The sequence below is a fragment of the Nocardiopsis sp. FR4 genome (assembly GCF_009830945.1).
Lineage (GTDB): Bacteria > Actinomycetota > Actinomycetes > Streptosporangiales > Streptosporangiaceae > Nocardiopsis.
Genome location: NZ_VWVV01000003.1, coordinates 242,460 through 266,884 on the forward strand (window position 1 = coordinate 242,460; position 24,425 = coordinate 266,884).

Here is a 24,425-nt window from a genome sequence, read left to right on the forward strand (position 1 = left end):
GCGTGCCTGCCTGCGGGAACGCTGAAGGAAACCCCTCACTGGGACCTCTCCTTGTCTAGAAACCGGCCATCACGTGCACGAGGGCGATGTAGCTGATCAGCAGCAGGAATCCGGCCACCAGGCCCATCGTCGGCAGGGTCATGCGTTCGGTGGCCGCGTGCGCTGCGGCCTCGGTCTCCGCCAGGCTCCGGGCCCGCAGCGACGACGCCTTCGCTGTCAGGGACGTGCGGGTGCGCGCCCCGGAGGCGCCGCCCAACCGCAGGGATCCGGCCAGCTCCGCGAGTTCTCGCACCCCGGTCTCCTCGGCCACGGCTTCGAGGCCTTCCCAGGGCGGCTGGTGCCTCAGGGTCGCGGCGTGCACCGCAGCGCGGATCCGCTCCGGCGCACGGCCCTCCCCGTGCTGAAGGGCGGTGGTGATCGCGCCTGTGGCTCCGGCACCCGCTGCCAGGCCCATCACCACCAGGTCCGCCAACGCCGACGTGGCCGCACGCAGCTCGGCCCGGCACTCTGCGGCGGCGCCTCGGGCGGCCAGGTCAGGGGCCAGGAAGCACGCTCCTGCGGCCAGGGCCGCGAGCAGCCACGGCGTCATGGAGCCGGACAGAAGGGCACTGCCCGCGGTGGCCACCACCGTTCCCAGGAGAATCCCGAGCCCGGTGGCGGCGGCCTTCTCCGCCCGGTAGACCTCCACCGGTGTGCCCGCTGCCGCGAGCGTCCTGGCCATACCCTGTCCCGGAATGCCCGCGCGGGCCAGGACGTGGCCCGCCCGGTGGCCGACCCGGTGCGCCCAACCGCTGCCCGAAGGGGACTGCTGTCTCGGAACCGGCTGGGGGGCGAGGCGTTCGCTCAGGGAAGGACGGCGCAGACCGTAAGCGGCGGCGCACGTCCCCGCACCGATCATGGCCCCTGCCACGGACATCACGACCGCGCTCACCCGACACCGCTCATCCCAGCGGCACCCGCGAGTACGGGGGTGAAGGGGCGCGGTCGCCTGGGCGGCGACGCCAGGCGGGCCAGCCAGAAGAACGAGGCCGCCCACAGCCCTCCGACCACTCCGAGGACGAGCTGTCCGGAGAACGTGCCCACCGGCTCCAGGAACGACGGATTGAACGCCGCCATGCCCACGAGCATGAAGGTGGTGGCGGCAGCGATGATCCGTACCGATGAGCGCACCCTCGCGCGGGACGCCGACACCCTGGCCACCGTGGTCGCCCGTTCCCGAGCGGCCTCCGCCAGCCGGGACAGGGCCCCGGCCACGTCCCCGCTCTGGCGGGAAGCTCCCATGGTCAGGGTGAGCGCGATCAGATCTCCGAGGTCGGAGCCGACACGGTGGGCGAACTCGGAGGCGGCCTGGCCCATCGGTAGCCCGGCGCGCAACCGGGCGTCCAGTGCTTCGACCTGGCCGCGGATCGGCTCCGGGGCGACGGGAACGGTCGCGGTCACGGCCTGGTGCAGCCCGGAGGCCCCGGTGATCATGTCCCGCAGTTGTTCGGCCCAGGAAGCCAGCGCCTCGGCCAGGTCGGCTTCAGCCCGGGTCGTGGTGTCGGGGCTGAGCAGGGCGGGCATCCACCATCCCGCAGCGGCGGCGAGCACCACCCCGACCGGCCACCCCGTCACCGCCCCGACCATGGTCCCCGCTCCTACCGCACCGGCCGCGCGCAGCCACGTTGCGCGTCGGCGCAGGGCTTTCGCCCACCGACCTGGAGCGGCGGACGGCGCGCGACGGGGAAGGAGGCTCACCACGTACGCGGCGCAAGCGAGGCCCGCACCGCACAACGCGCCGCTGAAGACCAGCCCGCCGATATCCCAGCCCCACTCCGGCGTCACGACGCCCACCTCCGCACCACGTAACCGGCCCTGACCAGGCGCTGGCCGACCAGTCCGCTCGGAGGGCACACCACGGTTCCCACGGGATCGCCTGTCGAGCGAACGTACAGCTCGTTGGAGAGGACCTGCTCACCCTCCGACCCCACGACCTCACGGATACTCGTGACGACGCGCTCCCCGGTCGGGGCGGTGTCGATGTGCACCACCAGGTGCACGGCCGTCCCCGTCAGGGACGCAGTGGCCGAGGCGGTGAGCCGCTCGGGCGCCTGTGCGCAGTACGCGGCGAGCTTCGCGAACACCTGCTGGCTCGATGAGGCGTGGATGGTGGACATCGACCCGTCCGTGCCCATCGACATCGCGTTCAGCAGCGCGATGGTCTCCGGGCCCCGGGTCTCCCCGACGATCACCCGGTCCGGGCACATCCGCAGCGCGGCCCGGACCAGTTCGGCCAGGGTGACCTCCCCGACGCCTTCGATGTTGGGCGGGCGCCCCTGCAACGCCACCACGTCCACCTCAGCCATGTGACGGTGCAGCCCCAGCTCCATCGAATCCTCGATGGTGATGACGCGTTCACCCTCCACCGTGCCCAGCAGCGCGCGGAGCAGGGTGGTCTTGCCCGCGTTCGTGGCGCCGGAGATGATCACGTTCACTCGGGCCCTGACCGCCGAGACCAGCAGGTCGCGTGCGGTCTGGTCGACCATTCCCGTCCGAGCGAGGTCCCCCAACCGCAGGTAGCGGGCGGGGTGGCGTCGGATCGTCACGGTCGGACGGTCCGCTATCCCGGGCATCACCGCCGACATCCGGGAACCGTCTTCGAGTTCCATGGACAGGATCGGCGCGGCCATGTCGAAGCGGCGCTCCCCGCCGGGGGCGCGGGCAGCGGCCCGCTGCACCAGGGCGACGAGGTCGGCGTCGGTGTCCACCACCGGTGGGCGGTGTTCTCGTTGGCCCCCGCCGAAGTCCACGATCACCGGACTTGCACCGATGACGTGGATGTTCTGGACCTCTGGTTCGGTGAGCAGCTCCTCCAACGGCCCCAGCCCCAGGACGTGGTCCAGGACCAGTTGGCGCAACCGTGGCTCGTCCGCTGGTGCCAGCGCCGCTGTCCCCCGGATCAGGGCGGTGCGTGCCTGGTCATCCAGCAGTGTGTCCACGAGCTGGCCTATCTGCGTGCCGCTCATCGTCTCACCGGAGTGGGTGATGAGCTGTTCTGTGACCTTGCCGGCCAACGCCACCGCGGTGGCCCGAAGTGCCTTCTCGTCCTGGGCTGGCGCCAGGTACGGGGTCTCACGGATCGCCGTCATGCCACGCTCGCTTCCACCGCACGCTCGATCTTGCTGTCCAGGCCCAGACCGGAGAAGTCGTCACACAGCTCCGCCAGGGACTTGGCGGCCTTGATCAACGGCATCCACTCCAGGCTGTCGGGGTCACGGCGCTGGGACCACCACGCGGCCAGCCGGTCCCTGCGGCGACCGGGCGGACGGTGTTCGCCGCGCACCAGAGCCGCCCCCGTGGGGTCGTGCGGGATGTGCGCCCACACCGGCAGTCCCGAGGCCACCTGGGATATCTCCCGGTCAGGGTGGGGACAGGCACCGGCCACGACCAGCCCGACCCGCGTCCCGTCCTCCTTCAGCGAGGCCAGGGTCGGAGCGCACACCCGCAACCGGTTCGCGTGCCCCACATCGCCCGGGTCCGTGACGACCACGACGATGTCCGCGTGACGGATCAGGGCCGCCCCCGCAGACCCCGGCACCGCCCTCCCCACATCCATCACGGTCGCCCTCCCCGTTCGGAGAAGGGCCGGGTTGCGGGCGAGCATGGCCACCGCACGCCCCGCCTCCAGAGGATCAGCGGGGGCGGCGACCACCCGTAGACCGCCGGGCAGTTCGACCGCATGGTTTAGCACCGGTGCGCTCGCCGCAGACGCGTCGGCGACTCCCGCTTCCGTCCAGACCTCAGCGGCCACGGACACCGGTAGCGGTGTGCGCGAGGCGGCGGCCAACGACACCAGCCCCTTCCGCACGCCGGGGTCGATGCCGTGCCAGGAGGCCACGTCCCCACCGGAGGTGTCGGCCTCCACCAGCACGGGCACGGTCAGAGGGGTCGAGGGCCAGCACGCCGCGATCGCGGTGGCCAGACTCGTCACGCCCGGAGCCCCGCTGAGTGAACACACCGCCACGATCATCCTCGTGCCTCCCTTTCCGTGCTCGCTCCCGCCACCTCGTGGGGGTTGACCACCACGACCTGCACGTCTCCCCCAGCCGCTGCCCGTGAGAAACGCGCCACCTGGTCCCGGGGCAGAACCACCTCCACCACCTGCCGCCCGCCTCCCAGGCCCTCCTCACCGTCCGAGACCACGCGGTGGACCAGCCCCGTCACCACCCCGGGCTCTCCGGTCGGCTCTTCCCCTTCGGCCGTTTCCCCCGGCGCGGCCCCGGTGGGGACCAGGTCCACGGTCGTCCCCGCCGCCATGTCCCGGGGGAGTGTGGTGACGGGCACCGCGAGCACGGCTTGGCCCGGCTCCGGCCACAGCGCGCTGTCGGAGACCGAACCCGCCACCAGCGGCGAGCCCCCGGGCACCGGCTTCGTCAGCACCATTCCCTCCGCCACCTCGGGTGTGAGGAGACGAAGCCCCTCGGTCTCATGCAGCTCCACCGAGACCACGTCCTCAGCGGTGACCACATGCCCGGCGGGGAGGTCGGCGGTGAGCACCGCGACCGTACGCGTTTCCTCCGACGCCAGACCGGCCCATGCTCCGGCGATACCGCCCGCGGCGATGAGCACCCCGGCCAGCAGCCCCCACTTCCAGCGGCGGCGCGAGACCGCCGCCAACCGCACCGACTCCCACTCCGTTGCGCCTCCCAAAGGGTTTTCCCTATTTTTCTGGCCTTTTTGGTTAGGTTTCGCGAGCGCGACCATCCCCACCCCTTCCTCAACAACCTCTGTCTCGTACCGTCAGCGGACTTGGGTGACCACCGAGTGGATCTCGCTCACCGGCACCGCGACGGTCGACGCCGTCGTCAACTGCTCCAGGTCCCCGCCCTGGCCGTCGCTGGCGGACCAGGACACCCCCCACTCCCACACCGCGGTCAGGTCCACCGCCGCACCAGCCCCGCCCGGAGGCAGAACGGTGTAGGTGTGACCGCAGTCCGGGGAACCCTCCTCACGGAACACAGCGCGGGAGAACACGGTGCCAGGCCCGGTGCACACCACCTCGTGCCCGTCTCCGGTGTCCCACACCACCCGCTCCGGGGACGCGACCACCGTCACCGACCCCGCACTCACCGACGCCGTCGCCGACACTGGGCCCCAATCCGCCTCCGCGACCCACATCCACGCGGGGATGTTCACGAACCGGGGCTTGTCCGGAGTCGGAGCGGTGCCGATGTCGGGCTCAGGCAGGCGCATCATCGCCCGCGCCTGCTCTGCCAGCGCCACGGGGTCGAACACCGGCTCGCCTCCGGTGCTCCCAGCCCCCTCGCAACGGGCCATGCCCGGCGGCATTTCATGAGGGCCCTCCCGTCCGGACTGCGCGAACTCCACATCCGGCACCGCGCAGGCGGGAGCACTCGCCCCCCTCACAGCCCCGCTCTCTCCAAGCGGAGCGCCCGAGACAGCCGGAGCGTGGCCAGGAGCGCGGGCGGTCACCTCGCAGGAGGCATCGGCGCACGAGATGTGACCGTCGAAACCGGAGGTATCCGCCCAGGCCGCAGGGACGAACGCCACCATGGCGACTCCAGCGCAAACACTGCACGCGAACCCTTGCCAGGTCCGTGTCAGCACGCGCCCTGCTCTCCCAACCACAGCTCCTCGACCTTCCACCGGCCGTCGACCAGGATCACTGTGGCCGTGTACAACCTCGTGTTCGTTCCGGCGGAGTCGCGGGGAGGCTGACCCTCCAGGACCCATGCGGTGTTGTCCATGCAGTCCTCGACCACGACCGTCCGCGGGTCGCCCTCCAGATCCGACTCCGCGACCTCGGGGCGCAGTACGGGCTCCCCCGAAGCGGTGGCTCCGTCCAACATCTCCGTGGTCAGCTGCAGCGCCTGCCCCTGGGCGTACTTCTCCAGATCGGGGTGGTCGACGGCCCCTTCGAGGGACGCGTCGACCACGGCCCGCATCATCCCGCGATAGGCCTCCACCGCCAGCTCCTCCGCCGATGGGCTGGCGGGTGCTGCCAGAGAGGGAGGCGTGCGCGTCGACTCGCTGACGGGGCCGCTCTCTGATGCCGCGCATCCCACCAGAGCCACCGCTGTTGCCGCCGCCCAACCCGTCACAGGCACGCGCATGCCTCACCGCCGATTCCTCACCGGGCGCAGCCCTGACACCACGCTTTCGAAGAGTGACACTAGCCACACGAAGAGTCACAGCACAACTGCTCTTCGGATACACACGGTGACGAAAAATGTGAAGAGAACCACCGGGTCTCGATGTCGCACTTCCTACCTGCGCAAACACGACGGCTGACAAAGAACAGGGGCTGTCTCCACAGGGAGACAGCCCCGAAATCGCGGCCCGAGCTCAGGCCACGGGCACCCGTTGTGCCTCCCACTGACGTATCAGCCCGGCCAGTTCATCCCACTCACCAGAGGTGCCCGGAGCAGCCGCCCTGGCGGGAACACTCGGTGCGGGCTTTACCCGACGGGGGGCGTGGGGTGCCGCTCGTCGCCGCTGGTCTCGTTGACGGTACTCGTGCGCGACCAGGTACGGGCGCACCGCACGCGCTCCGTCGTCGTCCACGCACCAGCCGAACTCCGGCAGTTCAATCGAGGCGTCCGGCGCGGCTTCCTCCCTGTCCTCGGTGATGAGGGCCTGAGTCCGTTCCGTGTGAGTACGCCTCGCCTCGTTATAGTGCCTGGTCCACTCCGGCTCACGCTCCGAACGTGAGGGACCGGGGTTCAGGGGTTCCCGTCGCGGGGGCGGCTTTCGAACCTCCGGCTGCGCTGAAGGCGGCGGCTCGGATCCCACTCCGATGATCGCCGCGAGCGCCGCGCCCACAGCCCACCGCGCACTGCTGACCCATCCTCGTCGGCGCCTGCGGTGCCGACCCGTACCATGACTCATGGATCTTCCTCCTGGCTGCTTCAGGTGGGGGATCGCGCCTCGGGTGGTGTTCGAGCACCCCCGGGGCGCCTTTTTTCTTCTCGGTTTTTCTCGCGTGCGAGGGCCGTTTATCGGTGCGGGGCGGGTGTCAATGGCTTCACAGGGTCGTACGCCCCTGCCCGGCTGCGCTTCCTCACTCCGCCCGGTGCGACCTTCCGGTGCGGCTAACCGGCTTCTGTGCCGGTCAAGGCCCGGTTGGGCCACTAAGTCCCTGGTATATGTGCGGGTATGGCAAAGAACCCCTTTTCGGACATGCGAAACACTACGGACAAATAGAAATAGTGGAGCTCGCCCAATATGAACGGCGGTTGCGATGTTTCCCCATACTCGCGAGAAGTTTCAACCCGTTCGCTTCGGAAAAGTCATGGGCGCAGAAAAAAGGCCGCCGGGTGACAGCGCCCCAGCGGCCCGCGTGCCCGCGCTGCCCGCCGGGGCGGCCCCGACCCCTATCCGGCGGGCGTCCGTGCCCGAGCGGGCGTTTCAGCGCCGGTCAGCCGGGTCGGACGGCCGCCACGAACCGGCTGCTGTAGTAGTCGCCGTCGACCGGCTCGACGCGGATCGTCTGCCCCGACCGGGGCGCGTTCACCATCTGCCCGCCTCCGACGTACATGGTCACGTGTGAGGGCGAAGCGCCGCTTCCCGTGTCGTAGAAGAGCAGGTCGCCCGGCTGTAACTGCGCCAAGCCCACACGGGTACCGGCCGCGACCTGGTCGGTGGTCACCCGCGGAATCGACACCCCCGCCGCAGCCCACGCCCGCATCGTCAGCCCTGAGCAGTCGAAGGCGTGCGGCCCCGTTCCACCCCATAGGTAAGGCTTGCCGACCTGGGCCAGCGCCCACCCGGCTGCCGCCCGGCCCTGTGCACTGGACGCACCGGAGCCCACCGGAACATGCGTGGTCTGGTCGGAGAGTTCGGCGTAGTGCCTGATGTGCTCACGCACCTCTTCCACATAGGACTCCGAGCGGTTGTAGCGCAGCAGCGCCTCCTCCAAGTCGCCCTCGTCGTTGAAGTCGACCCCGCCTGCCCCGGGATCGCTGACGCACAGGTACACCGCCGCGCTCCACGCCGCGTCGAAGACGTTGTGCGGGTCCGCGACACCGTCACCGGACGCGTCCAGGCCGTGGGAGGCCCACGTGGCGGGAATGAACTGCATCGGCCCCACCGCACGGTCGAACCCGTCGTCCCCGTCCCATGCCCCCTCGTCTGAGTCCCCGTGGGGCGTCGTGTTGCCTCCGGCCCCCGACCCGTCCAGACGGGGGCCGAGGATCAGCGGATCCACCCTTCCGGAGGAGGAGACCTCGCTTCCGTCGGCATGGCCTGACTCGACCTTCCCGATTCCCGCGAGCACGGGCCAGGTCATCCCCGCACACCCCGGATACTCCTCCTCCAGGCGCATCGCGGCCTGGACGTAGGCGAAGAGCACCGTGTCCGGGATCCCCTCCACTCCGTGGGGCATCCCTGCCTGGTGCTCACTGCTCCCCATCGCACCGATGAACACCGGCAGCGCGAAGAGGAAGCCTCCTGCCGCGCCGATCGCGGGACGGATCATTCCTCGCCCTGCCCAGAAACGGGGTGACGGCGGGCGATGTCCACCAGCCGCAGCGGATCCTGGGGCCCTGAGGGGTCCACGGGCCGCCATACCGCGCGATCCGGCCCCTGCTCGGCGAGCTGTGCGTGGGTGGTCAGGTAGGCCCTGACCCTGTCGGAGACGTCACCGGCCAGCTTGGTTTCCAGGTGCCTCGCACGCTGGTCGGAATGGACCGCGAACAGCACGATGGACGGCAGCTCGCTGTGCCGTGCCAGGTTGGCGTACCCGATCATCTTGCGGCGGACCGTGGACAGGGATTCGGTTCCGGTGTCGTACTCGAAGAAGGCGTGCAGAACGCTCTCCCCCTCGCTCCACCGCACATAGGCGTCCGGACGGATATGGACTCCCCACCGGCGTGCGCACTCCCGCTCGCCGTACCAGCGCACCAGGTTTCCTGTGCTCCGTCCCGCCTCGACGAAGCGGACGAAGCTCTCGGCGAGGCCGTGCACGTGCCCCAACCGCATCGAGTACGCCAGGCGTACCGCTTGGTCCTGGTGGAATCCGAGGTCGTCTGTTTGGACTTCGCGGTGGTGGGCCAATAGCTCCGCACCCGTGGCGGCCAGAATCCAGTGATCGGGGAGTTTGCCCCACGCAGTATGCCTGCGGAACCGGTCCAGCACCCCGTAGCGGAGCAGGACCAACAGGCGCCGACGTGCCCGACGTGCGTCCGCGTCGGGAAAGTGCGCCCGGGCGATCTGGTGTGTGGTGAGCGTCTGGTGGTCATGGACGTCGGAGACGATCGCCATGTCGCGCGCGGTCAGCCGTGTCATCAAGGACAGCGGCGTGTGTTCGCGTTCAGTCATCCAGCCTCCCCTCATCGGGATTTTGCGACGATGCACCGGAGGCGCTGAGTCCCGCCCCGTGACGCCGTGCCGCCACGCGGGCCTGGGTGGCCCGTCCCGCGATCCCCGGCGGCAGCGGGCGGGTGCGCGCCGTCGCGGCCCCCTGTTCCTTCGCCCCCACCAGCGGTCGTACAACCGCTTGGTAGGCGCCCAGGTGGGTCAGGTCGTAGGCCCCCAGCACCGGCAACGTGTGCTGTTGCAGGCTGACCGCGTCGTCGGGTGAGGCCGAGAAGTACACCTTCGTGCGAGCGTTGGCCGAGACCGCTTTGCGCAGGTCGGCGGGGAGCTGGCCCAGCTCCTGGTGGGCGAGCGTCAGTCCGAGCCGGTAGCCGCGGGCCTCGGCCAGCATGTCCTCCAGGCTCCCGGGGAGGTTGAGGAAGTTCTGGCACTCGTCCACGTACGCGCACAGGTCCTTGCGCTGGTGCTCGGGGGTGTGGATACGGGCGGTCACCGCCTGCCAGGTCGCCGCCAACGCGAACGAGCCGATCAATGAGCTGGTGTCCTCACCCAGGCGTCCCTTCGGCAGCCGGAGCAAGACCAGGTGGCCGGTGTCGAACAGGGTCGGCAGGTCCACCGTGGACGGCCCCGACGCCACCACCTGGCGCACCCACTTGCGCAGCAGCGCGGTCCGAAGCTTGTTGAGCACCGGCCCCGTCACCGCGCTTCGGGCTGAGACCGTCAGTCCGGCGTACCAGCCCCAGAAGTCCGCCAGGGCCTCGTCCGGACCGGTGTGCGCGGCGACCTTGGCCAGGGTCTCGGCCCGAAGCGCGTCGTCGGCCAGCAAACGCGGAACATCACCCAGAGTCAGACTCGGGTCGCCTGCTCGGGTCAGGGTGAGCGTGGTCGCCCGCAGAATGTCGTCGGTCCTGGGCCCCCAGTACTCGGCGTAGATCCTGCGGAAGATGCCCACCACCGTGTCGCTGGTGAAATCAGGGTCGCCACCATGAAGCAGGTTCAACCGCGGCGGCGGCGCGTTGTCGTCGGGATCGAACAACACCACCTTGTCCACCGCGTGCTCGGGCAGGCGGGCCAGGACGTCGGTGACCAGGTCCCCGCGCGGATCGATCACCAGCCCCGCCCTGCCCGCCTCCGCGTCCTGGAGGACGAGGTTGGCCAAGAGCGTGCTCTTGCCGGAGCCGGTCTTGCCGAGGACGTGGGTGTGCTGGCGCGCTTCCACCACGCCCAAGGCGATCGGGCGCCGGGTGCCGGCGTCGCTGTCTCCGACCACCCTCGTGTTCTCGCCCCCGCGCGGAACCGCCGGAGCCGGTGCCGCTGGCCGCGCCCCTGCCCGGACCAGGCCGGGGACGGTGGTGTCGGTGGGCAGGTGTGCGATCCCGGCCAGCTCCGTGGTGGAGAGCAGGAACCCGTACCCCAGGAACCGGTTCGCCGCCCACCAGTCGGGTGTGAGCATGAAGCGGCGGTCCAGGTAGTTGGTGCCAGAGGTGAACGCCGCGAACGCCGAGGCCACCCCGTGGGCCCGCCCCCGCAGGCGCTCCTTCGCGGCTTCGCCGCCATGGGTGGTGGTGAGGATGTAGGCGGCATCGCACGCCAACCGGGGCGAGGACGCCTTGGCCAGGATCGCCCGCACGTCGTCACTCGTCCCGGGAAGAACCGGCGGTCGGCTGCGCGTGGTGCCGTGAGTAGTGGGGTCCAGGGCGTCGACCAGGTATGTCGCCATTCCGGAATGACCGTGCAGGCGGGCCGCCGCCCGGCGTGCACGCGCTGCCCTCCACCCCGTCGCCGGGCGGGCGGTCACGCGCACCAGAGCGTGCTCGCCTTCGACCAGGTCCTCCAGCGCGCCCAGAAGCGGTCGGGCCGGGTCGTCATCGAACTTCGTCCGCAGCGGGAACGCCTCAGCACGGCCCAACCGGAGAAGACCTCCGGTGGTGTAGACCCCCGCTGGCAGCGGCGACTCGCCGGGAACCGGGTGGCGGGTGGAGGTGGTCGCCCCGGGCCAGGCCGCGGAGACCGCGCGCTCCACCGTCCCCGGCGGCACCGCTCCCGGCACCCACACCTGGAACCGAACCCCGGCCGCCGAGGCGACGACCTCCAAGGCCAGGTGGGGTTGGAGCAGCCACCGCGACCAGCGCGGTTTGAGAAGCCCCAAGGTGTGGTTCCAGAACGCTGTGGCGTTCTCCAGACTCGCATCGGGCGGGGGAAGGATCTCCACCACCCGGGCATCTCGGGACAGGTAGCGGTGGCGGACCAGGCGAGTCCCGACCAGAGCAGCACAGACCAGTCCGCCGGTCAACGGGATCACGCCGAGGAGGACGAAGAACCCTCCTCCGAGCAGGAAATCGGCCATCACGCCACCTCCTCGTCCCCGGCCGCACCGTGGACGGAGGCAGAGCCAGGGCCGTCGCCCCGAGGCTCGTCCTCGTCCAGTTCCTGTGCCCTCATAGCCGCGATTTCGGCAGGATCAGAGGTGATCAGCCGATGTTCCACCGGTGAGGCGATCGGGTGGAAGCCGACCCTCTGGTGCCCGGCGACCAGTAGCGCGGAACCTCTGGGGGCGGTGCTGACCAGATGGGTCTCTCCGGCTGAGAGGTGGAACGCCTCGGTTACCCGGTCGAGGTTCTGCGGGGCCTGCTTGAGCAGGATCTGGGTGGCGGCGTTGGCGATGACCACCCGCCCCAGCTCGGTGCCGAGCACGTCCCCGACGTCCTGGGTGATCAAGGTCAGCCCCGCCCAGTGCTTGCGTCCGGCTTTAGCGAGCCGGGCGAGGTAGCGGGCTGCGGACGGGTCCTGGAGCAAGAGCCAGGCCTCGTCGACCACGACCATGCGAGGCCTGGCGGGGTCGCTCGCGGTGACGTGCCGCCAGATCGCGTCCAACGCCAACAGCACCCCGACTGACCGGATTTCGTCCGGCAGGTCCTTCAGTGAGACCACCGTCAAGTGACCACCGATCCGCGCGGCGGAGGCGCCGTCGAACAGGGTGGCGTGCGAGCCGTGGGCGAAGGGCTCCAACCGATCCGTCAGCTCTTGGGCCGCCCAACAGGTGGCGTCTCCCGCACCGGGGTCGGTTGCCAACTCCTCCAACGCGGCGGCCAGGTCGGCGAGTACCGGAGCGGGCCTCTCCCATGTGGTCGGGTCGCGCATGATCCCGGCCTCGGCATAGGCGGTGATGATCGCCCGGTCCAGTACCGCCTTCTCCGTCGGGGACAGCTCACCGATCATCGCGGTGATGAGGGTGTGCAGGAACAGGGCACGGTTCGTGAAGCCCTGTTCGTCCGTGTCCGCAGGCGGGAGGGCGAAGGGGTTCAACCGGCCTTCCGGAGTGCCCAGACGGATGGTCGTGCCGCCCACGGCTTCGGCCAGGCGCAGGTACTCGCCCTCGGGGTCGATGACAGCGACCTCCACTCCGACCAGCAGCGACCGCAGCACTTCGAGCTTGGCAAGGTAGGACTTGCCCGCCCCCGAGCGGGCGAGGACCACCGAGTTGTGGTTGTCCAGGCCGCCGCAGAACCGGTCCCAGGCCACCAGACCCGACGAGTGGGTGTTGGTGCCATAGACCACGGTCGTCTCGCCCAGGTCAGCGACCAGCTCGGGTGAGGTGAACGGCAGCAGGGTCGCGGCGGCGTCGGTGTCCATTGACCGGCCCGTTTCCAGCGCGTCGGTGCCCAGCGGAAGGGTGGAGATCCACCCCTGCACAGCCCGGAACGTGGTGGGAACCACGTCGACCAGCAGGGACGCGCACAACGCACGCACCTGTTGGAGCTCGGCCTCCAGGACCTCCAGGTCGGGGGCGTGCACGGTGACGTAGACCGCCACCCGGAACAGGCGGCCCTGGCCGGTGGCGATGCGGTCGGCGATCTCGGCGGCGTCCATGGCCGCCGTCACCTGGTGCGGGTCCTCCACCCGCCCCTGGGACGAGCTGGTGCGGTGCGCCGACTCCAGGCGGGTCCGGCGTTTGCGCAGCCGTGCGGCGGCGGTGGGAGCGGGCACGGGTTCCAGGTGGAAGGAGATGTCGAGCTGTCCGGGGTAGGTGAGCAGCGGCTCGGCCCATCCGGCGGTGACCTCGCGCGGATACCCGGTCACGGCCAGCGTCTGGCACACCCCGCCCTCCACCTGCAGGTGGCGCGCCCCGACATGGATGGCCGGGCCGCCCAGTGCGGATGATCCGGATCGCGCTTTGAGACTGCGAAGACCCATCAGTGCTCCTCCTCGTGCTCGTGTTCGTCGGTGGCGCCGGTGCCTGTGAGCTCGCATCTGGTCGGCGCGGGGTCGGTGAGGTTTGCGCCCGGGGCGGTCATCGACGCCCGCAGGACCTGTGTGGCTTCGTCTCCGTCCAGGACCTGGGTGCGGATACCGAGGGCGGCCAGCCGGTCCGCGGTGTCGGCGGCCCTGCGCAGCAGAGCGGGACCTGTCTTTCGGGCGGCACCGGCCGCGGTCACCACCACCAGCACCTGCTGGTGGGACAGCTCGTGTGCGGCAGTCAGCTCGTCCAGGAAGTCGGCGTGCGCCGTGGCGGCCTCGGCCAGTGCCGGGTGCGGCAGGCGGGCCGCGTTGTCGCGCAGCATCGCGGTGAACTCGCCCAGGTCGGCGCTGCGCCGCTGGACGAGGATCTGCACCGGTTCGGCCAGGGCGTCCAGCACTCCGGCGAAGGCGGCGAGCACCTGGTCCTGTTCACGTCCCGAGGCGAGTTGGAAAGGCAGGGTGGTGCAGGCGATCATGACCGCGCACCGGCCGTCCAGGTCGACCACTCCTTCCGGGGAGATGGCTGAGGCCGGAAGCCGCAGCGGTGCCAGCCTTGGGCCGCGCCGCAGACGTGGCGCCCACCGGGGCAGTGCCGGGACGTGCCCTGAAGGTGCGGGGACCAGGTGCTTGGGTGCGCGCGCCCAGGCCAGGGCGCTGGCGGCGACCTGTTCCAAGCCCCGGCCGTCGCGCTCCCCCAGGGCGAGGGCGACGGCCGTGCCCAGAACAGGGGCCAGGGCCATCACGAACAGCCACAGCGGTACCGCCTCCCGCAGGAGCAGGTAGGCGCCCCACGCCCCCGCCAGAACCGGGGTGATGATCAGGCACTGGCGTGCGGTCAGGTTGAACAGGACCGGTTCGGGCCGGTCGATGTCAGCGGGGATACGTCCCCGCCACGCGGACGCCTCATCGGTGGTCACACGGTTTCCTTCCTCGTCCGAAGATCACTTGGTGTCGCGGCCGGGGCGTGGGAAGAGGCCGTACTGCTTCCACATGCGCTTGGGGTTGGGAAAGAGCGCCCGCTGACCCTTGACGTGCGGCGGCTTGCCCCAGGTCACGGACGGCATGTCGGGCAGGTGGCGCAGTCCCGCCGAGGGCCGGGGCGCCGGGTCCGGCAGGCCCAGGCGTTGGGTGGCGCGCCTGCCGGGAACGCGTACCGGCGGCGGAGTCGGCAGGACCCCCTGGCGCCATCTGCGCTCAGGCGGCGCGGACGGCGCCGACCGGCCCGGTGGCGGAGCCGGGCGCGGGAAGAGTGCCTGCTGGCCGGTCCTGGGTGATCCGGGCATGTGGCCCACCTCCAGTTCGCGGCGCACGGGTGCGGGCGGTGCCGGGCGCGTTGGCGGGACCGGCGGCAGGGCGCGCGGTCCTGTCAGCGCGAGCGGACCGCGGGCGCGGCCTCCCGGCCACGGCGGGCCGCCAGCCGTCCCGGGGTAGCCGCCCCCGGGACCGGGCAGAGGGCCACCTCCAGGAGCGGGGCCACCCGGCCACGGTGGGCCGTGGCCCCCACCAGCGGGGCCATACCCTGCACCGCCGGGGCCGGGCAGGGCTGCGCCGGGTGCGGCGGGCACAGCTCCGGCCGGGTAGCGGGGAGGGTTGTAGGGCCGGTACCACCACGCCTGCGGCTGCGGCTGCTGCATCCCAGCGGGAGGTTTGGGCGTGTAGCGGGGCAGCTTACGGCCGGGCGTGCGCGGCGAGAAGAACTGCCACTTCAGCGACGAAGCCGGAGCAGACGGCAACCGCATGCTGCTGACCGAGCGAAACGCCATCATCCACGCGATGTTCTTCAGAATCGCGGCGATGGGCGAGGTACCCGGGTTGGGCTGCCAAACCAGCTTCATCACCCAGGAGCCGATCCGGATCTGCACGTACAGCAGGACCAGGAGCAGCATGATGTTCATCAGCCAACCCGCGTCGCCCACGTCGGCGTCGCTGGGCGAGGCGAGCACGCTGCTGGCCAGCACAACGGTCTGGCCGTTTCCGAGCCCGGTGTCCAGGACCAGGCCGGGATCCGGCCCCGGCGCGGCGGTCTGGCGTAGCGATCCGAAGATCGTCATCTGCCCCTCGAAGAACAACCTGGCCATGGCGATGAACACGATCGACTGGGCGATGGGGATCGCGCACAGGCCCGCCATGGACTTCCACCACAGCTCAGCGATCCGGTTGGTCTGCGGCAGGGCGTGGAAGATCAGCAGCATCGGCGCGGCGATGGTCAAAACGATAGCCATGCAGATGCGCACCGCCTCGGTGACCATCCACACCACCAGCAGCACGACCACGACCACCAGGAGCAGGATGGTGAAGACCAGCGCCTCCTCCAGGATCACCTCCATGCGGTCGCGCAGGTTCTCCGCGGCCTCGCGTGCGTCGATGCCCTGGGCGCCGATGGCCGCGGAGATCTGGTTGGAGGCCCGGATCATCTCCCGGGCCGCCCACAGCGAGAAGTTCGAGGCCACGAAGGCGAACACCGCCCTGGGCAGGAGGTCGGCGGCCGAGTAACGGCTCTGCACACTCTGGTAGCCCATGGCCACGATCCCGCCCGCCACGATGAGCAGCACGAAGAGCGTGTTGCTGGTGGTGAGGATGCCGCCGTGCAGGGCCTGCATCCCCTCGGTCGGCTCCGGGGTGTGGAAGGCCTTGGTCGCCAGCCACCCCAGGGCCGGGTTCAGGCCGGACACGACGAAGTCGGCGAACCAGTTCGAGACGTGGCAGCCGGGATCGACCAGGCCGCAGTCGAAGACGTCCTCGTCGGTGTCGACCTCCACTGGCGCCTCGGACTGCTCCCGCAGCGGCGGCTCGTCCTCGCGTGGGTCCTGCGGGGGCGGGAGCGGGTCGTCGGTGATCTCCGGTTCCGGGGCCGGTACCTCCTCCGGCTCAGGTGCGGGTTCGCTCCCGGGGTCTTCGGGTTCCGGGAGCGGGTCGTCGGTGGGCGGCGGCAGCGGGTCGTCGGAGGGGGGCGGTTCCGGGCTGGCCGGACCCCGCCCCCACGGCGCGGGGCTCACTCGCCGGCCCCGCCCACGCTGACGATCCACTCCACGATGTCCATGAGCACCGTGGCCAGGATCGCGATGCCGTATCCGACCGCCGTTCCGGTCAGGGCACGTTTGGCGCCGTCGATGGCTCCGACCTCACCGTTGGCGGCCAGCCACCGCACCGCCGCGATCGTCAGGAACAGGGTCCCCAATGCTGACGCGAGGGCGATGATGACCATGCGGATGCGGTTCACGACCTGGCGCAGCTCGGCGGTCTCCTCCTCCGCCGACTCCGCGGTGGCCTCGGCAGCCCACACCCACACCGCATCGCCGCCCGCCACCACCCAGCACACGGCGAGCACACCCGCCGCCACGACCACCGCCACCTGCCGGACCCCGCACGTCTTCGCCACTGCTGTCATCCGCCCCCCTTGGTGCTGCGCCCCTACCGGGCGCCGGGCACTGGGCGTTGTCCAACCCAGGCCCAGTGCCCGTATTTGCTCCCCTAAGAAGCCACCGGCAGAGGCGAATGCGACAACGACTTCCCAAGAACCGGTGCGGTCGCCAGCAGCCGCAAAGACGTGCGCTCGCAGGCGGGCCGATCTTCGGGGCGGGTGAGGGCGTCAGCGATGACCACCTCACCCGAACACACCGCTGACACCAGCCGGGCTTCCGCGCGTTCCCGGCGCTTGGCCAGCGTCTTGTAGGACACCCCGGACTGCTCCGCGACCTCGGCCAAGGGAAAGTTCTCCAGCCTGGTCCGGGCGATCAACCGCGCCTCCGCCCGCGAGAGGACGCCCACCCGCACCGCGGACAACAGCAACAGGTCCGGGCTGGCCTGAACCCCCGGGTCGAGGCCCTCCTGCCGTCCCGGGTCACCGGTCGGGACCGGCGCTTCCTGCTCGTGCCTGCGCGCCGAGAGCGCGGCGCGGTGCGCGGGCCGGGTCAGGTACCAGACCAGCCGGGCGTAGTTCAGGTTGATAGTGCGGACCCGGTGGACCGCCTCGGACACGATCGCGGACTCCACCGTGTCCACCCCGTCCGCGGTCAGGCCCCGGCAGGCCCGCCCGGCCGCAGAGCGCAGGGCGGGCAGGCACAGCCCGAGCGCTCCGACCATCCAGTCCTGGGACAGGCGGGCGGCGCGGATGGTGTGCCGCCAGACCGCGTCGCGCACGTCGTGCGGGGTGCCCTCGTCCATCAGCACGCCGCGCAGCTCGTACAGGGAATAGGTGCGGTCCTGGAGCCAGGGGTGGACGTCGGTCCCCCGCAGGGTCAGGTGGGTGGGTGACAGGCGAACGAAGCCGGTTTCGACGACTGTCAGCGGTGAAGATGCGAAAGCCACGGATGCCCCCTCGGATGCGAGCGAGAAATGACATCCGCATTGAACATGGTGGTGTTCTCAGGCAGGGTTCGCAACGGTTTCACCGCTCATTCAGGGGTTGCTCAGAAGATGCTCAATTCATGGGAGCGAGGGTAAAGAATCAACCAAAGACGCACGCGCAAGGAGCCCACGGGGCCTATGCGAGGCCTCTAGCGAAACCGCTTTCACCTGCGCATACGCCAGAGTGAGCAAGCGGTGAGTGCTATGCCAGGGCCGTGCTCACCAGCAGGATGACCAGAGGGAAAGAATTTTTTCAGAACACGCGCGACCGCAGAACTCAACCGTGGTCGACCTCAAGCCAGAGATCTCTTGAGGGTGGTTTTCCCTTGGGGCATGAGCGCAGGAATATGACATGGCAAGACCACCTGGGGGAGTTCGGGCGGCGTAGAGTGTCTTTCGTGATTCGTGATGCGCTTGAGCAGAGGACCTTGGTCGCTGCCCTGACCGATGTCCGCCGAGCCGAGCGGGAGTTCGACAACGCTTGTACATGGCTAGAGGAAGCCAGTCAGGGCATTTTGAAGCCTTTGTCAGTAGAAGTGTGGGTTACCGACCCGGGTTTCAGTCACGTCCTTCTCGTCCGGCACCGTTGTCGGGGCTGGGTGCCACCCGGTGGCAAGGTCGAGACTGGTGAGACACCTCGCGAAGCGGCGTCCCGGGAACTCCTGGAGGAGACAGGAGTCTCAGGAAACCTGCTCCCTCTACCAGCTGCCGCCTGTGTCCGCTCCTATCGTTCGGACTGGTCGCCCACGCTCGGACTCTCGTACGTCGCGATCATCGATCGCAGTCTTCGCCTGGGCGGAGAGGCAGGGCAGCCGCCCGCCTGGATCCCTCTGGAAGACGACTGGCAGGGTGCCTTCCCGGAGGATCACAGCCGGATACGCCGACACGTCCGGCAGCTCTCACGAGCCCATGCTGCCAGCGCTCGCTGACTCGGGAGGAGAGGACCGCCTCGGCGAACGGTAGCCCTCGACCACCGGACATGTCTCCTCAACCGTCACGTGGGAGTGCCTCAGCGACGACAAGGAGCCAGCTCGTCACCGTCGGCTGATGTGGGCCCAACCGAGGCAACATCACCCCTCCACACGGAACGACCCAACCGTGTGGCCATCGGCATGAAGTTTCCGCCCGTCCAGATCCGCGAGTTTTCACCAAACATTCGAGAGTCCGGTTAGGTTGGGCTTCGGCAGTCGCCGTAGACCACACCATTTCTGAGGAGAGCGATCGTGGCCCAACGCCCGTCCCCCGTGCGGGGTATGCGCGATGTCCTGCCCGATGCCGCAGAGCGGCGTCAACGGCTGGAGGCCACCATCCATCATGAGTTCTCCCGGTTCGGGTACCGGCCCATCGAGACCCCCGCGCTGGAGGACCTGCGGTTTCTGGAGTCTGGGCAGGGCGGCGACAACGAGAAGTTGATCTTCAAGACCCTGCGCCGGGGCATCTCTCTGAACGAAGTCACTGACGTGGCGTCCCTGGCGGACGCTGGTCTGCGGTTCGACCTGACGGTGCCGCTGGCGCGCTTCTACGCCACCAACGCCCCCGACCTGCCCTCTCCGTTCCGCGCGGTGCAGATCGGACCGGTGTGGCGCGCTGAGCGCCCCCAACGGGGCAGGTATCGGCAGTTCACCCAATGCGACATCGACATCCTCGGTGAGGCCTCGCTCCTGGCGGAGATCGAACTGCTCAGCGCGGGTAGCCGCGCTCTGGCCGCGGTGGGGCTGGAGGAATTCACGATCCGGCTCAACCACCGCCGTCTGCTCACCGGGCTGTTGACCGCGTGCGGGTTCGCGGACGAGACTCACGCGCACACGCTGATCGTGGTGGACAAGCTCGACAAGATCGGCGTGGAGGGGATCGAGCGCGAACTCGCCGAAGCGGGCCACTCCCAGTCCGCGATCACCGCCCTGTCGAAGGTTCTCACCCAGGCCGAGGCAGCGACCACACCCGACCAGCTCGCCCAGGTGCTGCCCTCGGGGATGGACGGGGAACCGTTGGAGGAGCTACGTACGATCGCCTCCGCCGTGGTTCTGCCTGAGACAGTGCCCAAGGCGCGGCTGGTGATGGATCTGTCCCTGGTCCGTGGGATGGGCTACTACACCGGGTCGATCTTCGAGGTGGCCGCGCCCGGTCTGGGCTCCTCCATCGCCGGTGGCGGCCGATACGACGAAATGATCGGGCGGATCGGCGGCCAGCCGACCCCCGCTTGCGGGTTCAGTATCGGCTTCGAGCGCTTGGCCGAGGTCCTCACTCCTACCTTCGAGCAGAGGGAGCGGCGTGTGGCGCTGCTCTGGCGCTCTGACCAGGGCCTGACACAGATCGCCGAACACGCCGACCGGCTACGGGCTCAGGGATATGTGGTGGAGACCGTACACGTCGCTGGCAAGGGCAAGGGCGTGTACAAACGGTTGGCCACCGCCGGATTCGATCTGGTGGCCCAGGCCTTGGACGAGGCCGCGCCCCGTCCGCTGTCCCCGTGAGCCCATCCCGGCCCCGGTGGGGCGACCTTCCCGCAGCCGCACGCGAGAAGGTCGCCCGAGCCCTTGGTGAGGAGATCGTCAGCGAGCGCTCCCAGAGCGGGGGATACACCCCGGCTGTGGCGTCTCTGCTGACGACCGCCAGCGACTGCTCCCTGTTCTGTAAGGCGATGCCGGAGGACCACCCTCTGTGCGCGACCCTGGCTGCGGAGGCTGCCGTGGCCGCGTCGGCTCCTACGGACTCGGCCCTTCCCCGCCTCGTCTGGGAGGGAAGGGAGAACGGGTGGCGGTTGGTGGTGTTCACCGCCGTGCACGGCCGCCACGTGGACCTCTCGCCCGGCTCCGGCGACGTGGCGGCGGTGATCTCGGCTCTTGACGCTCTGGCAGATGACCTCACCCCGTGCCCGCTCATCGCGGCGCCTACAGCAGGTGAGGTGTTGGCGCCGGTCCTACACGGGTGGTCGTCCATGAAGGAACAGCCTCCCCAGGAACTCACTCCCTGGGCGTTGGACAACCTCGAACGCCTCTCCTCGCTGGAGAAGGAGTGGACCGACCACACAGACGGGGACACACTCACACACGGTGACGTGCGCGCGGACCAGTTGCTCATCGACGCCCGAGAGCGGGTGTGGTTGGTCGACTGGGCGCACCCGTGCCGTGGTGCGGCGTGGATCGACGCGGTGGAGCTGGTGCCGCACCTGATCATGGCCGGACACACACCCGAGGCGGCTGAGAAGAAAGCAGCGGGTTCGACGCGGTTCGCCTCGGCCCCGGCTTCCGCCGTGGACTCCTTCGCCGTCGCGGCGGCCGGGTACTGGACGCGGGCCTGCCGTCAGGCTCCGCCGCCGAGCCCGGGTGGGGCGAGACTGCGCGCGTTCCAGGCCAGGGCAGCGGATGCCGCCCTGGCCTGGGTGCGTTACCGCTTCGGGGAATGAATCAGGCGAGCACGGGACGCAGGCCGTGGAGTACTCGCTGGTGCGCCAGGTCGGTGACGTAGGCGTGAGCCGCGTCGCCGATCTGGGCACGGCTCAGGTCGCGGAGCGCCTGTTCCACCAGTTCAGCAGCGGTGCGAGCAGCCGCTTGGGCAGCGCCGGTCGTGACGAACGCCAGACGGATCTCTTCGGTCTGTTCGTCCGTGGCGTGCTCCCCTTCGATGACAGGGCGCAGCCGGTGATCGTCAGGGATGCGCCGGTGGAGTTCGACCAGGAGCAGGGTTCGGCGCAGATGGCGGATCTCGGCGGCGTCGTCCTTGCCCGCGTTCATCAGTTCCGGGCACCCGGTGGCCAGGTCGTCCACGATCTGCGAGGCGGCGCCGATGGTCTCCAGGATCCGGGCGACGGCCTCGCGTTGGTCGGGATCCGCGCCGGTGGCGGTGTGGCCGATGCGCCAGGGAAGGCCGTAGCAGTAATCACCCGCCTTGTCGCGGTACATGCGCACGACCGCGTCCGTGGTGATGGATTCCAGTTCCCGCTGCCACAACAGCTCCTGGAGTTGGCCGTGCTGGGTCCGGCGGACGCACTCCACAACCACGTCCCACAGGGCTGCTCGGTGCTGTGGGTCGGCGTCGTCCAGCAGATCCCTGGTCAGGGAGAGGAGCATGTCTCCCCAGAGCAGAGCCGCGCCGTTCCCCGCTGAGCCGATGCGGAGCCGAAAGGCCTCGGGCAGGGTGGGGCGGCCGAACTTCTCGGTGTCGCCGTCGATGATGTCGTCGTGGATGGCGAACAGGTCCCTGACTACCTGCGGAACCAGGGCGACGGTGCCGAGCCGTTCGGTCAGGTCGTCGGCGAGTTCCGCCTGGTCGTGTCCCGCGCCGACCAGGGCCAGCACGGGACGGGGCAGGAGGGAGTCGACCTGGGCGTAGGCCAGGTAGTCCTGCCCCAGTCCGGACAGGTGCGGCGGCAGGTCCTGTGTCCAGTGGGTCAGGGTCCGCGTCCACAGGGAGTTCACGGGCGGGGAGAAGCGGTGCAGTGTGGTGGTCAGCACGAGGCGGTCTCCGGGATCTGTCGGGCCTGGGCATAGCGGTGGATGGCGTCGGTGTCCGTGGCCTCTCCCACCCACAGGTCCACGCGCTGGCCGTTGGAGTTTGCTGTGGTGGAGGCGTGGGCGCGCAGGTAGTCGCTGACCGGGTCGCCGGTCGGTTCCGGGATGAGGAGCCGGTCAGCGGTGCTGGGGCCGAAATGGTGTGCTCGCTGATGGGTGGGCGCGTCGGCGAAGGTCCCGCAGGCGTCCATGACGGCCAGGAGGCGTTCGATTCCGAAGGCGAAGCCGCTCGCCGGAACCTTTCCGGGGCCGTCGCAGGCGAAGTGGCCGATGAGGTGGTCGTAGCGACCACCGCCGGCGATCTCCACGAAGCTGGCATCCGGCAGGATGACGTCCACCTCGAAGGCCAGGCCGGTGTAGTACTCATGGCTGCGCACCACGCCCAGGTCCACCACCGCGTTCAGACCCGCCTTCCGCAGGGCATGGGCCATCGACGCGAGGCGTCCCAGATGTCCCGGAGCCACGTCGTCCAGTGTGGCCAGGAGGTGGGAGTCGACGTCGCCGGAGTCGTGGTGGGCCATCGCCCGCCAGCGTTCCACCGTCTCGGCGGGACAGTTCGCGAGCAACGCGTCCAGGCGGGTGCTGAGGTCGGTGGCCCGGTCGGAGTCCTTGCCCGCCCGGCATTCGGCCAGAGCGTCGAGGCATTCCTTCACGGCGATCGTTGTCGTTTCCTCGAAGCCGCTGTGCTCTGCCAGGGCACGGAAGAGGCCGACGTCGCTGATCCGGACGCGGACCGAGTTCTCCGGTGCGCCCAGCGCGTGCAGGGCCCCGTCGATGAAGGTGATGATCTCGGCGTCGGCCGCGGCGGATGCGACTCCGAGGATCTCGGCGCCGAACTGGCGGAACTCGCGAGCCTTGCCCTGGGAGAGGGTGTCGACCGCTTCGTTGCGCCAGCACGGGAGGTCGTAGAAGACCTTCAGCGGCAGGGTCTGGGTGGGCAGGACCGAGGCCAGCCAGCGGGCGACGGAGACCGTGCCCTCGGGGATCAGCACGGCCGGGGTGTTCTGGTGGGTGTGGGTGTGGCCGGTCCCGTAGTCGGGGACGTCGAGTTCGAAGACGCCCTTGGGGTTCCACTCGGGCCAGGGCGAGGCGCCGACGACCTGGCGGCTGAAGGACGCCTTGCGTTCCAGGGCGGGGACTTCAAGGCGGTCGTATCCGCGGGTGTGGGCGTACTGGGCCAGGACGGATTGGGCGTAGTCGCGCTGGCGCAGCTCGGGGCCGAACCGGTCGCGGGTTCCCACGAAGGGCTGGGTGTTGCGGGGGGTATGTGACACTGGGGCTCCGTTCCTTGGGATGTCGTTGTCGTGTGGTCTCAGGTGGTGAGTGGCCGGTGTAGGGGGCGCGGCGACACGGGTGGGTTCGGGGGTTGTGCCGCCGCGCCGGTGCTTCCGCGCACGGAGTCGCTAGCGCGGGCATGCGGCGGGAGTTCGAGGAAAATCCGCGCACACGATCAGCGGGCGGGCGTAAGGCGCTGTGACCACAGGGCGGTGACCTCGCTTTTGAGGTAACGGCGGTGTCCGCCCGGGGTACGGAAGCTGGAGATACGCCCGTCCCTGGCCCAGCGCGCCACGGTTTTACCGTCCACGCGGAACAGGGTGGCGACCTCGGCGGGGGTGAGGGCCTCCATGGATTCCAGGGCGTCATCACTGTTCATGAATGGCATCGGGTCGGTTCCTCTCATGCGCGGATGGTGGGTTGGGGCGGGGCCAGGTGCGTGTGCCAGTCGTTCACCTGCGGGTTGCGGCGGCGCAGCGCACGGCGTTCTCGTGCAGTCATGCCGCCCCACAGCCCGATGTCGATCCGCAGGTCGAGGGCTTCGGCCAGGCATGTCCTGCGGATGGGGCACGGGGCGCAGATGTGTCGGGCCCGGCGCTGTTGGAGGGTGTCGCCGAACATACGGTCGGGGTCGGGCAGATCGCGGCAGGAGGCGCGTGCGTCGGTGAGGGAGGCAGTCATACCGATGGCCGTGGGCAGTCGTGGTGGATGGGCCTGCTGGATGTCCAGGAGCATCCG

General features: G+C 69.9%; 22 protein-coding genes. 3 read left to right on the top strand and 19 right to left on the bottom strand.

All coding sequences use genetic code 11. From position 1 onward, the window contains the following. Positions 1-55: 55 nt before the first annotated feature. The 15 genes from FYW95_RS05820 to FYW95_RS05890 form a co-directional block, all read right to left on the bottom strand. Positions 56-721, bottom strand: coding sequence for a type II secretion system F family protein (locus FYW95_RS05820; RefSeq protein ID WP_201294719.1), 666 nt, complete (start codon positions 719-721; stop codon positions 56-58). Positions 722-927: 206 nt separating this feature from the next. Continuing rightward, a complete protein-coding gene (locus FYW95_RS05825) occupies positions 928-1,626 on the bottom strand; it encodes a type II secretion system F family protein (protein ID WP_236572073.1) in 699 nt (232 codons plus the stop codon). A 194-nt stretch (positions 1,627-1,820) separates the two neighbouring features. After that, positions 1,821-3,128: a TadA family conjugal transfer-associated ATPase gene (locus FYW95_RS05830; RefSeq protein ID WP_160050069.1), complete on the bottom strand. Its 1,308-nt coding sequence runs from the start codon at positions 3,126-3,128 to the stop codon at positions 1,821-1,823. Further along, positions 3,125-4,003 (bottom strand): CpaE/TadZ family protein, encoded by an 879-nt coding sequence (locus FYW95_RS05835; protein ID WP_160050070.1) that lies wholly within the window; start codon positions 4,001-4,003, stop codon positions 3,125-3,127. The genes FYW95_RS05830 and FYW95_RS05835 overlap by 4 nt, the downstream gene beginning before the upstream one ends. A 2-nt stretch (positions 4,004-4,005) precedes the next feature. Continuing rightward, complete coding sequence (locus FYW95_RS05840) at positions 4,006-4,689, bottom strand: SAF domain-containing protein (protein WP_236572079.1); 684 nt, start codon at positions 4,687-4,689, stop codon at positions 4,006-4,008. Positions 4,690-4,779: 90 nt separating this feature from the next. Next, entirely contained in the window at positions 4,780-5,316 is a 537-nt protein-coding gene (locus FYW95_RS05845; RefSeq protein ID WP_160050072.1) for a hypothetical protein, read from the bottom strand. 284 nt (positions 5,317-5,600) lie between these two features. Next, entirely contained in the window at positions 5,601-5,966 is a 366-nt protein-coding gene (locus tag FYW95_RS05850; protein ID WP_160050073.1) for a hypothetical protein, read from the bottom strand. 1,451 nt (positions 5,967-7,417) lie between these two features. Beyond that, positions 7,418-8,476, bottom strand: a complete 1,059-nt coding sequence (locus FYW95_RS05855) for a C40 family peptidase (protein ID WP_160050074.1) — start codon at positions 8,474-8,476, stop codon at positions 7,418-7,420. After that, complete coding sequence (locus FYW95_RS05860; RefSeq protein WP_160050075.1) at positions 8,473-9,318, bottom strand: replication-relaxation family protein; 846 nt, start codon at positions 9,316-9,318, stop codon at positions 8,473-8,475. Before FYW95_RS05860 ends, FYW95_RS05855 begins: the two co-directional genes overlap by 4 nt. Next, positions 9,311-11,662 (bottom strand): type IV secretory system conjugative DNA transfer family protein, encoded by a 2,352-nt coding sequence (locus FYW95_RS05865; RefSeq protein ID WP_160050076.1) that lies wholly within the window; start codon positions 11,660-11,662, stop codon positions 9,311-9,313. The genes FYW95_RS05860 and FYW95_RS05865 overlap by 8 nt, the downstream gene beginning before the upstream one ends. Then, positions 11,662-13,509, bottom strand: coding sequence for a VirB4 family type IV secretion system protein (locus tag FYW95_RS05870; protein WP_160050077.1), 1,848 nt, complete (start codon positions 13,507-13,509; stop codon positions 11,662-11,664). Before FYW95_RS05870 ends, FYW95_RS05865 begins: the two co-directional genes overlap by 1 nt. Then, positions 13,509-14,471 (bottom strand): PrgI family protein, encoded by a 963-nt coding sequence (locus FYW95_RS05875; protein WP_160050078.1) that lies wholly within the window; start codon positions 14,469-14,471, stop codon positions 13,509-13,511. The genes FYW95_RS05870 and FYW95_RS05875 overlap by 1 nt, the downstream gene beginning before the upstream one ends. A gap of 24 nt (positions 14,472-14,495) precedes the next feature. After that, positions 14,496-16,550 (bottom strand): hypothetical protein, encoded by a 2,055-nt coding sequence (locus tag FYW95_RS05880; RefSeq protein ID WP_160050079.1) that lies wholly within the window; start codon positions 16,548-16,550, stop codon positions 14,496-14,498. Next, positions 16,547-16,942: a hypothetical protein gene (locus tag FYW95_RS05885; RefSeq protein ID WP_236572080.1), complete on the bottom strand. Its 396-nt coding sequence runs from the start codon at positions 16,940-16,942 to the stop codon at positions 16,547-16,549. Before FYW95_RS05885 ends, FYW95_RS05880 begins: the two co-directional genes overlap by 4 nt. 83 nt (positions 16,943-17,025) lie before the next feature. After that, the gene (locus FYW95_RS05890) at positions 17,026-17,862 is read right to left on the bottom strand and encodes a sigma-70 family RNA polymerase sigma factor (RefSeq protein ID WP_201294720.1); all 837 of its coding nucleotides are present in this window, start codon (positions 17,860-17,862) and stop codon (positions 17,026-17,028) included. A 386-nt stretch (positions 17,863-18,248) separates the two neighbouring features. On the opposite strand from FYW95_RS05890, the gene FYW95_RS05895 reads away from it, so the two are divergent. From FYW95_RS05895 to FYW95_RS05905, 3 genes are all read left to right on the top strand, one after another. Beyond that, positions 18,249-18,830: an NUDIX domain-containing protein gene (locus FYW95_RS05895; protein WP_201294732.1), complete on the top strand. Its 582-nt coding sequence runs from the start codon at positions 18,249-18,251 to the stop codon at positions 18,828-18,830. Between the two features lie 294 nt (positions 18,831-19,124). Continuing rightward, the gene (hisS, locus tag FYW95_RS05900) at positions 19,125-20,375 is read left to right on the top strand and encodes a histidine--tRNA ligase (protein ID WP_160050080.1); all 1,251 of its coding nucleotides are present in this window, start codon (positions 19,125-19,127) and stop codon (positions 20,373-20,375) included. Beyond that, positions 20,372-21,307: a phosphotransferase family protein gene (locus tag FYW95_RS05905; protein WP_160050081.1), complete on the top strand. Its 936-nt coding sequence runs from the start codon at positions 20,372-20,374 to the stop codon at positions 21,305-21,307. Before hisS ends, FYW95_RS05905 begins: the two co-directional genes overlap by 4 nt. Before the next feature lies 1 nt (position 21,308). On the opposite strand, the gene FYW95_RS05910 is transcribed toward FYW95_RS05905, so the two are convergent. The 4 genes from FYW95_RS05910 to FYW95_RS05925 all read right to left on the bottom strand — a co-directional run bounded on the left by FYW95_RS05910 (position 21,309) and on the right by FYW95_RS05925 (position 24,422). After that, entirely contained in the window at positions 21,309-22,355 is a 1,047-nt protein-coding gene (locus tag FYW95_RS05910) for a polyprenyl synthetase family protein (RefSeq protein ID WP_160050082.1), read from the bottom strand. Then, positions 22,349-23,686: an ATP phosphoribosyltransferase regulatory subunit gene (locus tag FYW95_RS05915; protein ID WP_160050083.1), complete on the bottom strand. Its 1,338-nt coding sequence runs from the start codon at positions 23,684-23,686 to the stop codon at positions 22,349-22,351. Before FYW95_RS05915 ends, FYW95_RS05910 begins: the two co-directional genes overlap by 7 nt. Before the next feature lie 176 nt (positions 23,687-23,862). Beyond that, the gene (locus FYW95_RS05920; protein ID WP_370463238.1) at positions 23,863-24,075 is read right to left on the bottom strand and encodes a BldC family transcriptional regulator; all 213 of its coding nucleotides are present in this window, start codon (positions 24,073-24,075) and stop codon (positions 23,863-23,865) included. Between the two features lie 14 nt (positions 24,076-24,089). Then, complete coding sequence (locus FYW95_RS05925) at positions 24,090-24,422, bottom strand: WhiB family transcriptional regulator (protein WP_236572081.1); 333 nt, start codon at positions 24,420-24,422, stop codon at positions 24,090-24,092. Positions 24,423-24,425: the final 3 nt, after the last annotated feature.

What these genes read in the sequence shown, in the direction of transcription:
- FYW95_RS05820 (WP_201294719.1), bottom strand. Translation starts at nt 721, where the DNA reads ATGGCCAGGACGCTCGCGGCAGCGGGCACACCGGTGGAGGTCTACCGG.
- FYW95_RS05825 (WP_236572073.1), bottom strand. Translation starts at nt 1,626, where the DNA reads ATGGTCGGGGCGGTGACGGGGTGGCCGGTCGGGGTGGTGCTCGCCGCC.
- FYW95_RS05830 (WP_160050069.1), bottom strand. Translation starts at nt 3,128, where the DNA reads ATGACGGCGATCCGTGAGACCCCGTACCTGGCGCCAGCCCAGGACGAG.
- FYW95_RS05845 (WP_160050072.1), bottom strand. Translation starts at nt 5,316, where the DNA reads ATGGCCCGTTGCGAGGGGGCTGGGAGCACCGGAGGCGAGCCGGTGTTC.
- FYW95_RS05855 (WP_160050074.1), bottom strand. Translation starts at nt 8,476, where the DNA reads ATGATCCGTCCCGCGATCGGCGCGGCAGGAGGCTTCCTCTTCGCGCTG.
- FYW95_RS05860 (WP_160050075.1), bottom strand. Translation starts at nt 9,318, where the DNA reads ATGACTGAACGCGAACACACGCCGCTGTCCTTGATGACACGGCTGACC.
- FYW95_RS05865 (WP_160050076.1), bottom strand. Translation starts at nt 11,662, where the DNA reads ATGGCCGATTTCCTGCTCGGAGGAGGGTTCTTCGTCCTCCTCGGCGTG.
- FYW95_RS05870 (WP_160050077.1), bottom strand. Translation starts at nt 13,509, where the DNA reads ATGGGTCTTCGCAGTCTCAAAGCGCGATCCGGATCATCCGCACTGGGC.
- FYW95_RS05885 (WP_236572080.1), bottom strand. Translation starts at nt 16,942, where the DNA reads ATGACAGCAGTGGCGAAGACGTGCGGGGTCCGGCAGGTGGCGGTGGTC.
- FYW95_RS05895 (WP_201294732.1), top strand. Translation starts at nt 18,249, where the DNA reads ATGACATGGCAAGACCACCTGGGGGAGTTCGGGCGGCGTAGAGTGTCT.
- FYW95_RS05920 (WP_370463238.1), bottom strand. Translation starts at nt 24,075, where the DNA reads ATGCCATTCATGAACAGTGATGACGCCCTGGAATCCATGGAGGCCCTC.
- FYW95_RS05925 (WP_236572081.1), bottom strand. Translation starts at nt 24,422, where the DNA reads ATGCTCCTGGACATCCAGCAGGCCCATCCACCACGACTGCCCACGGCC.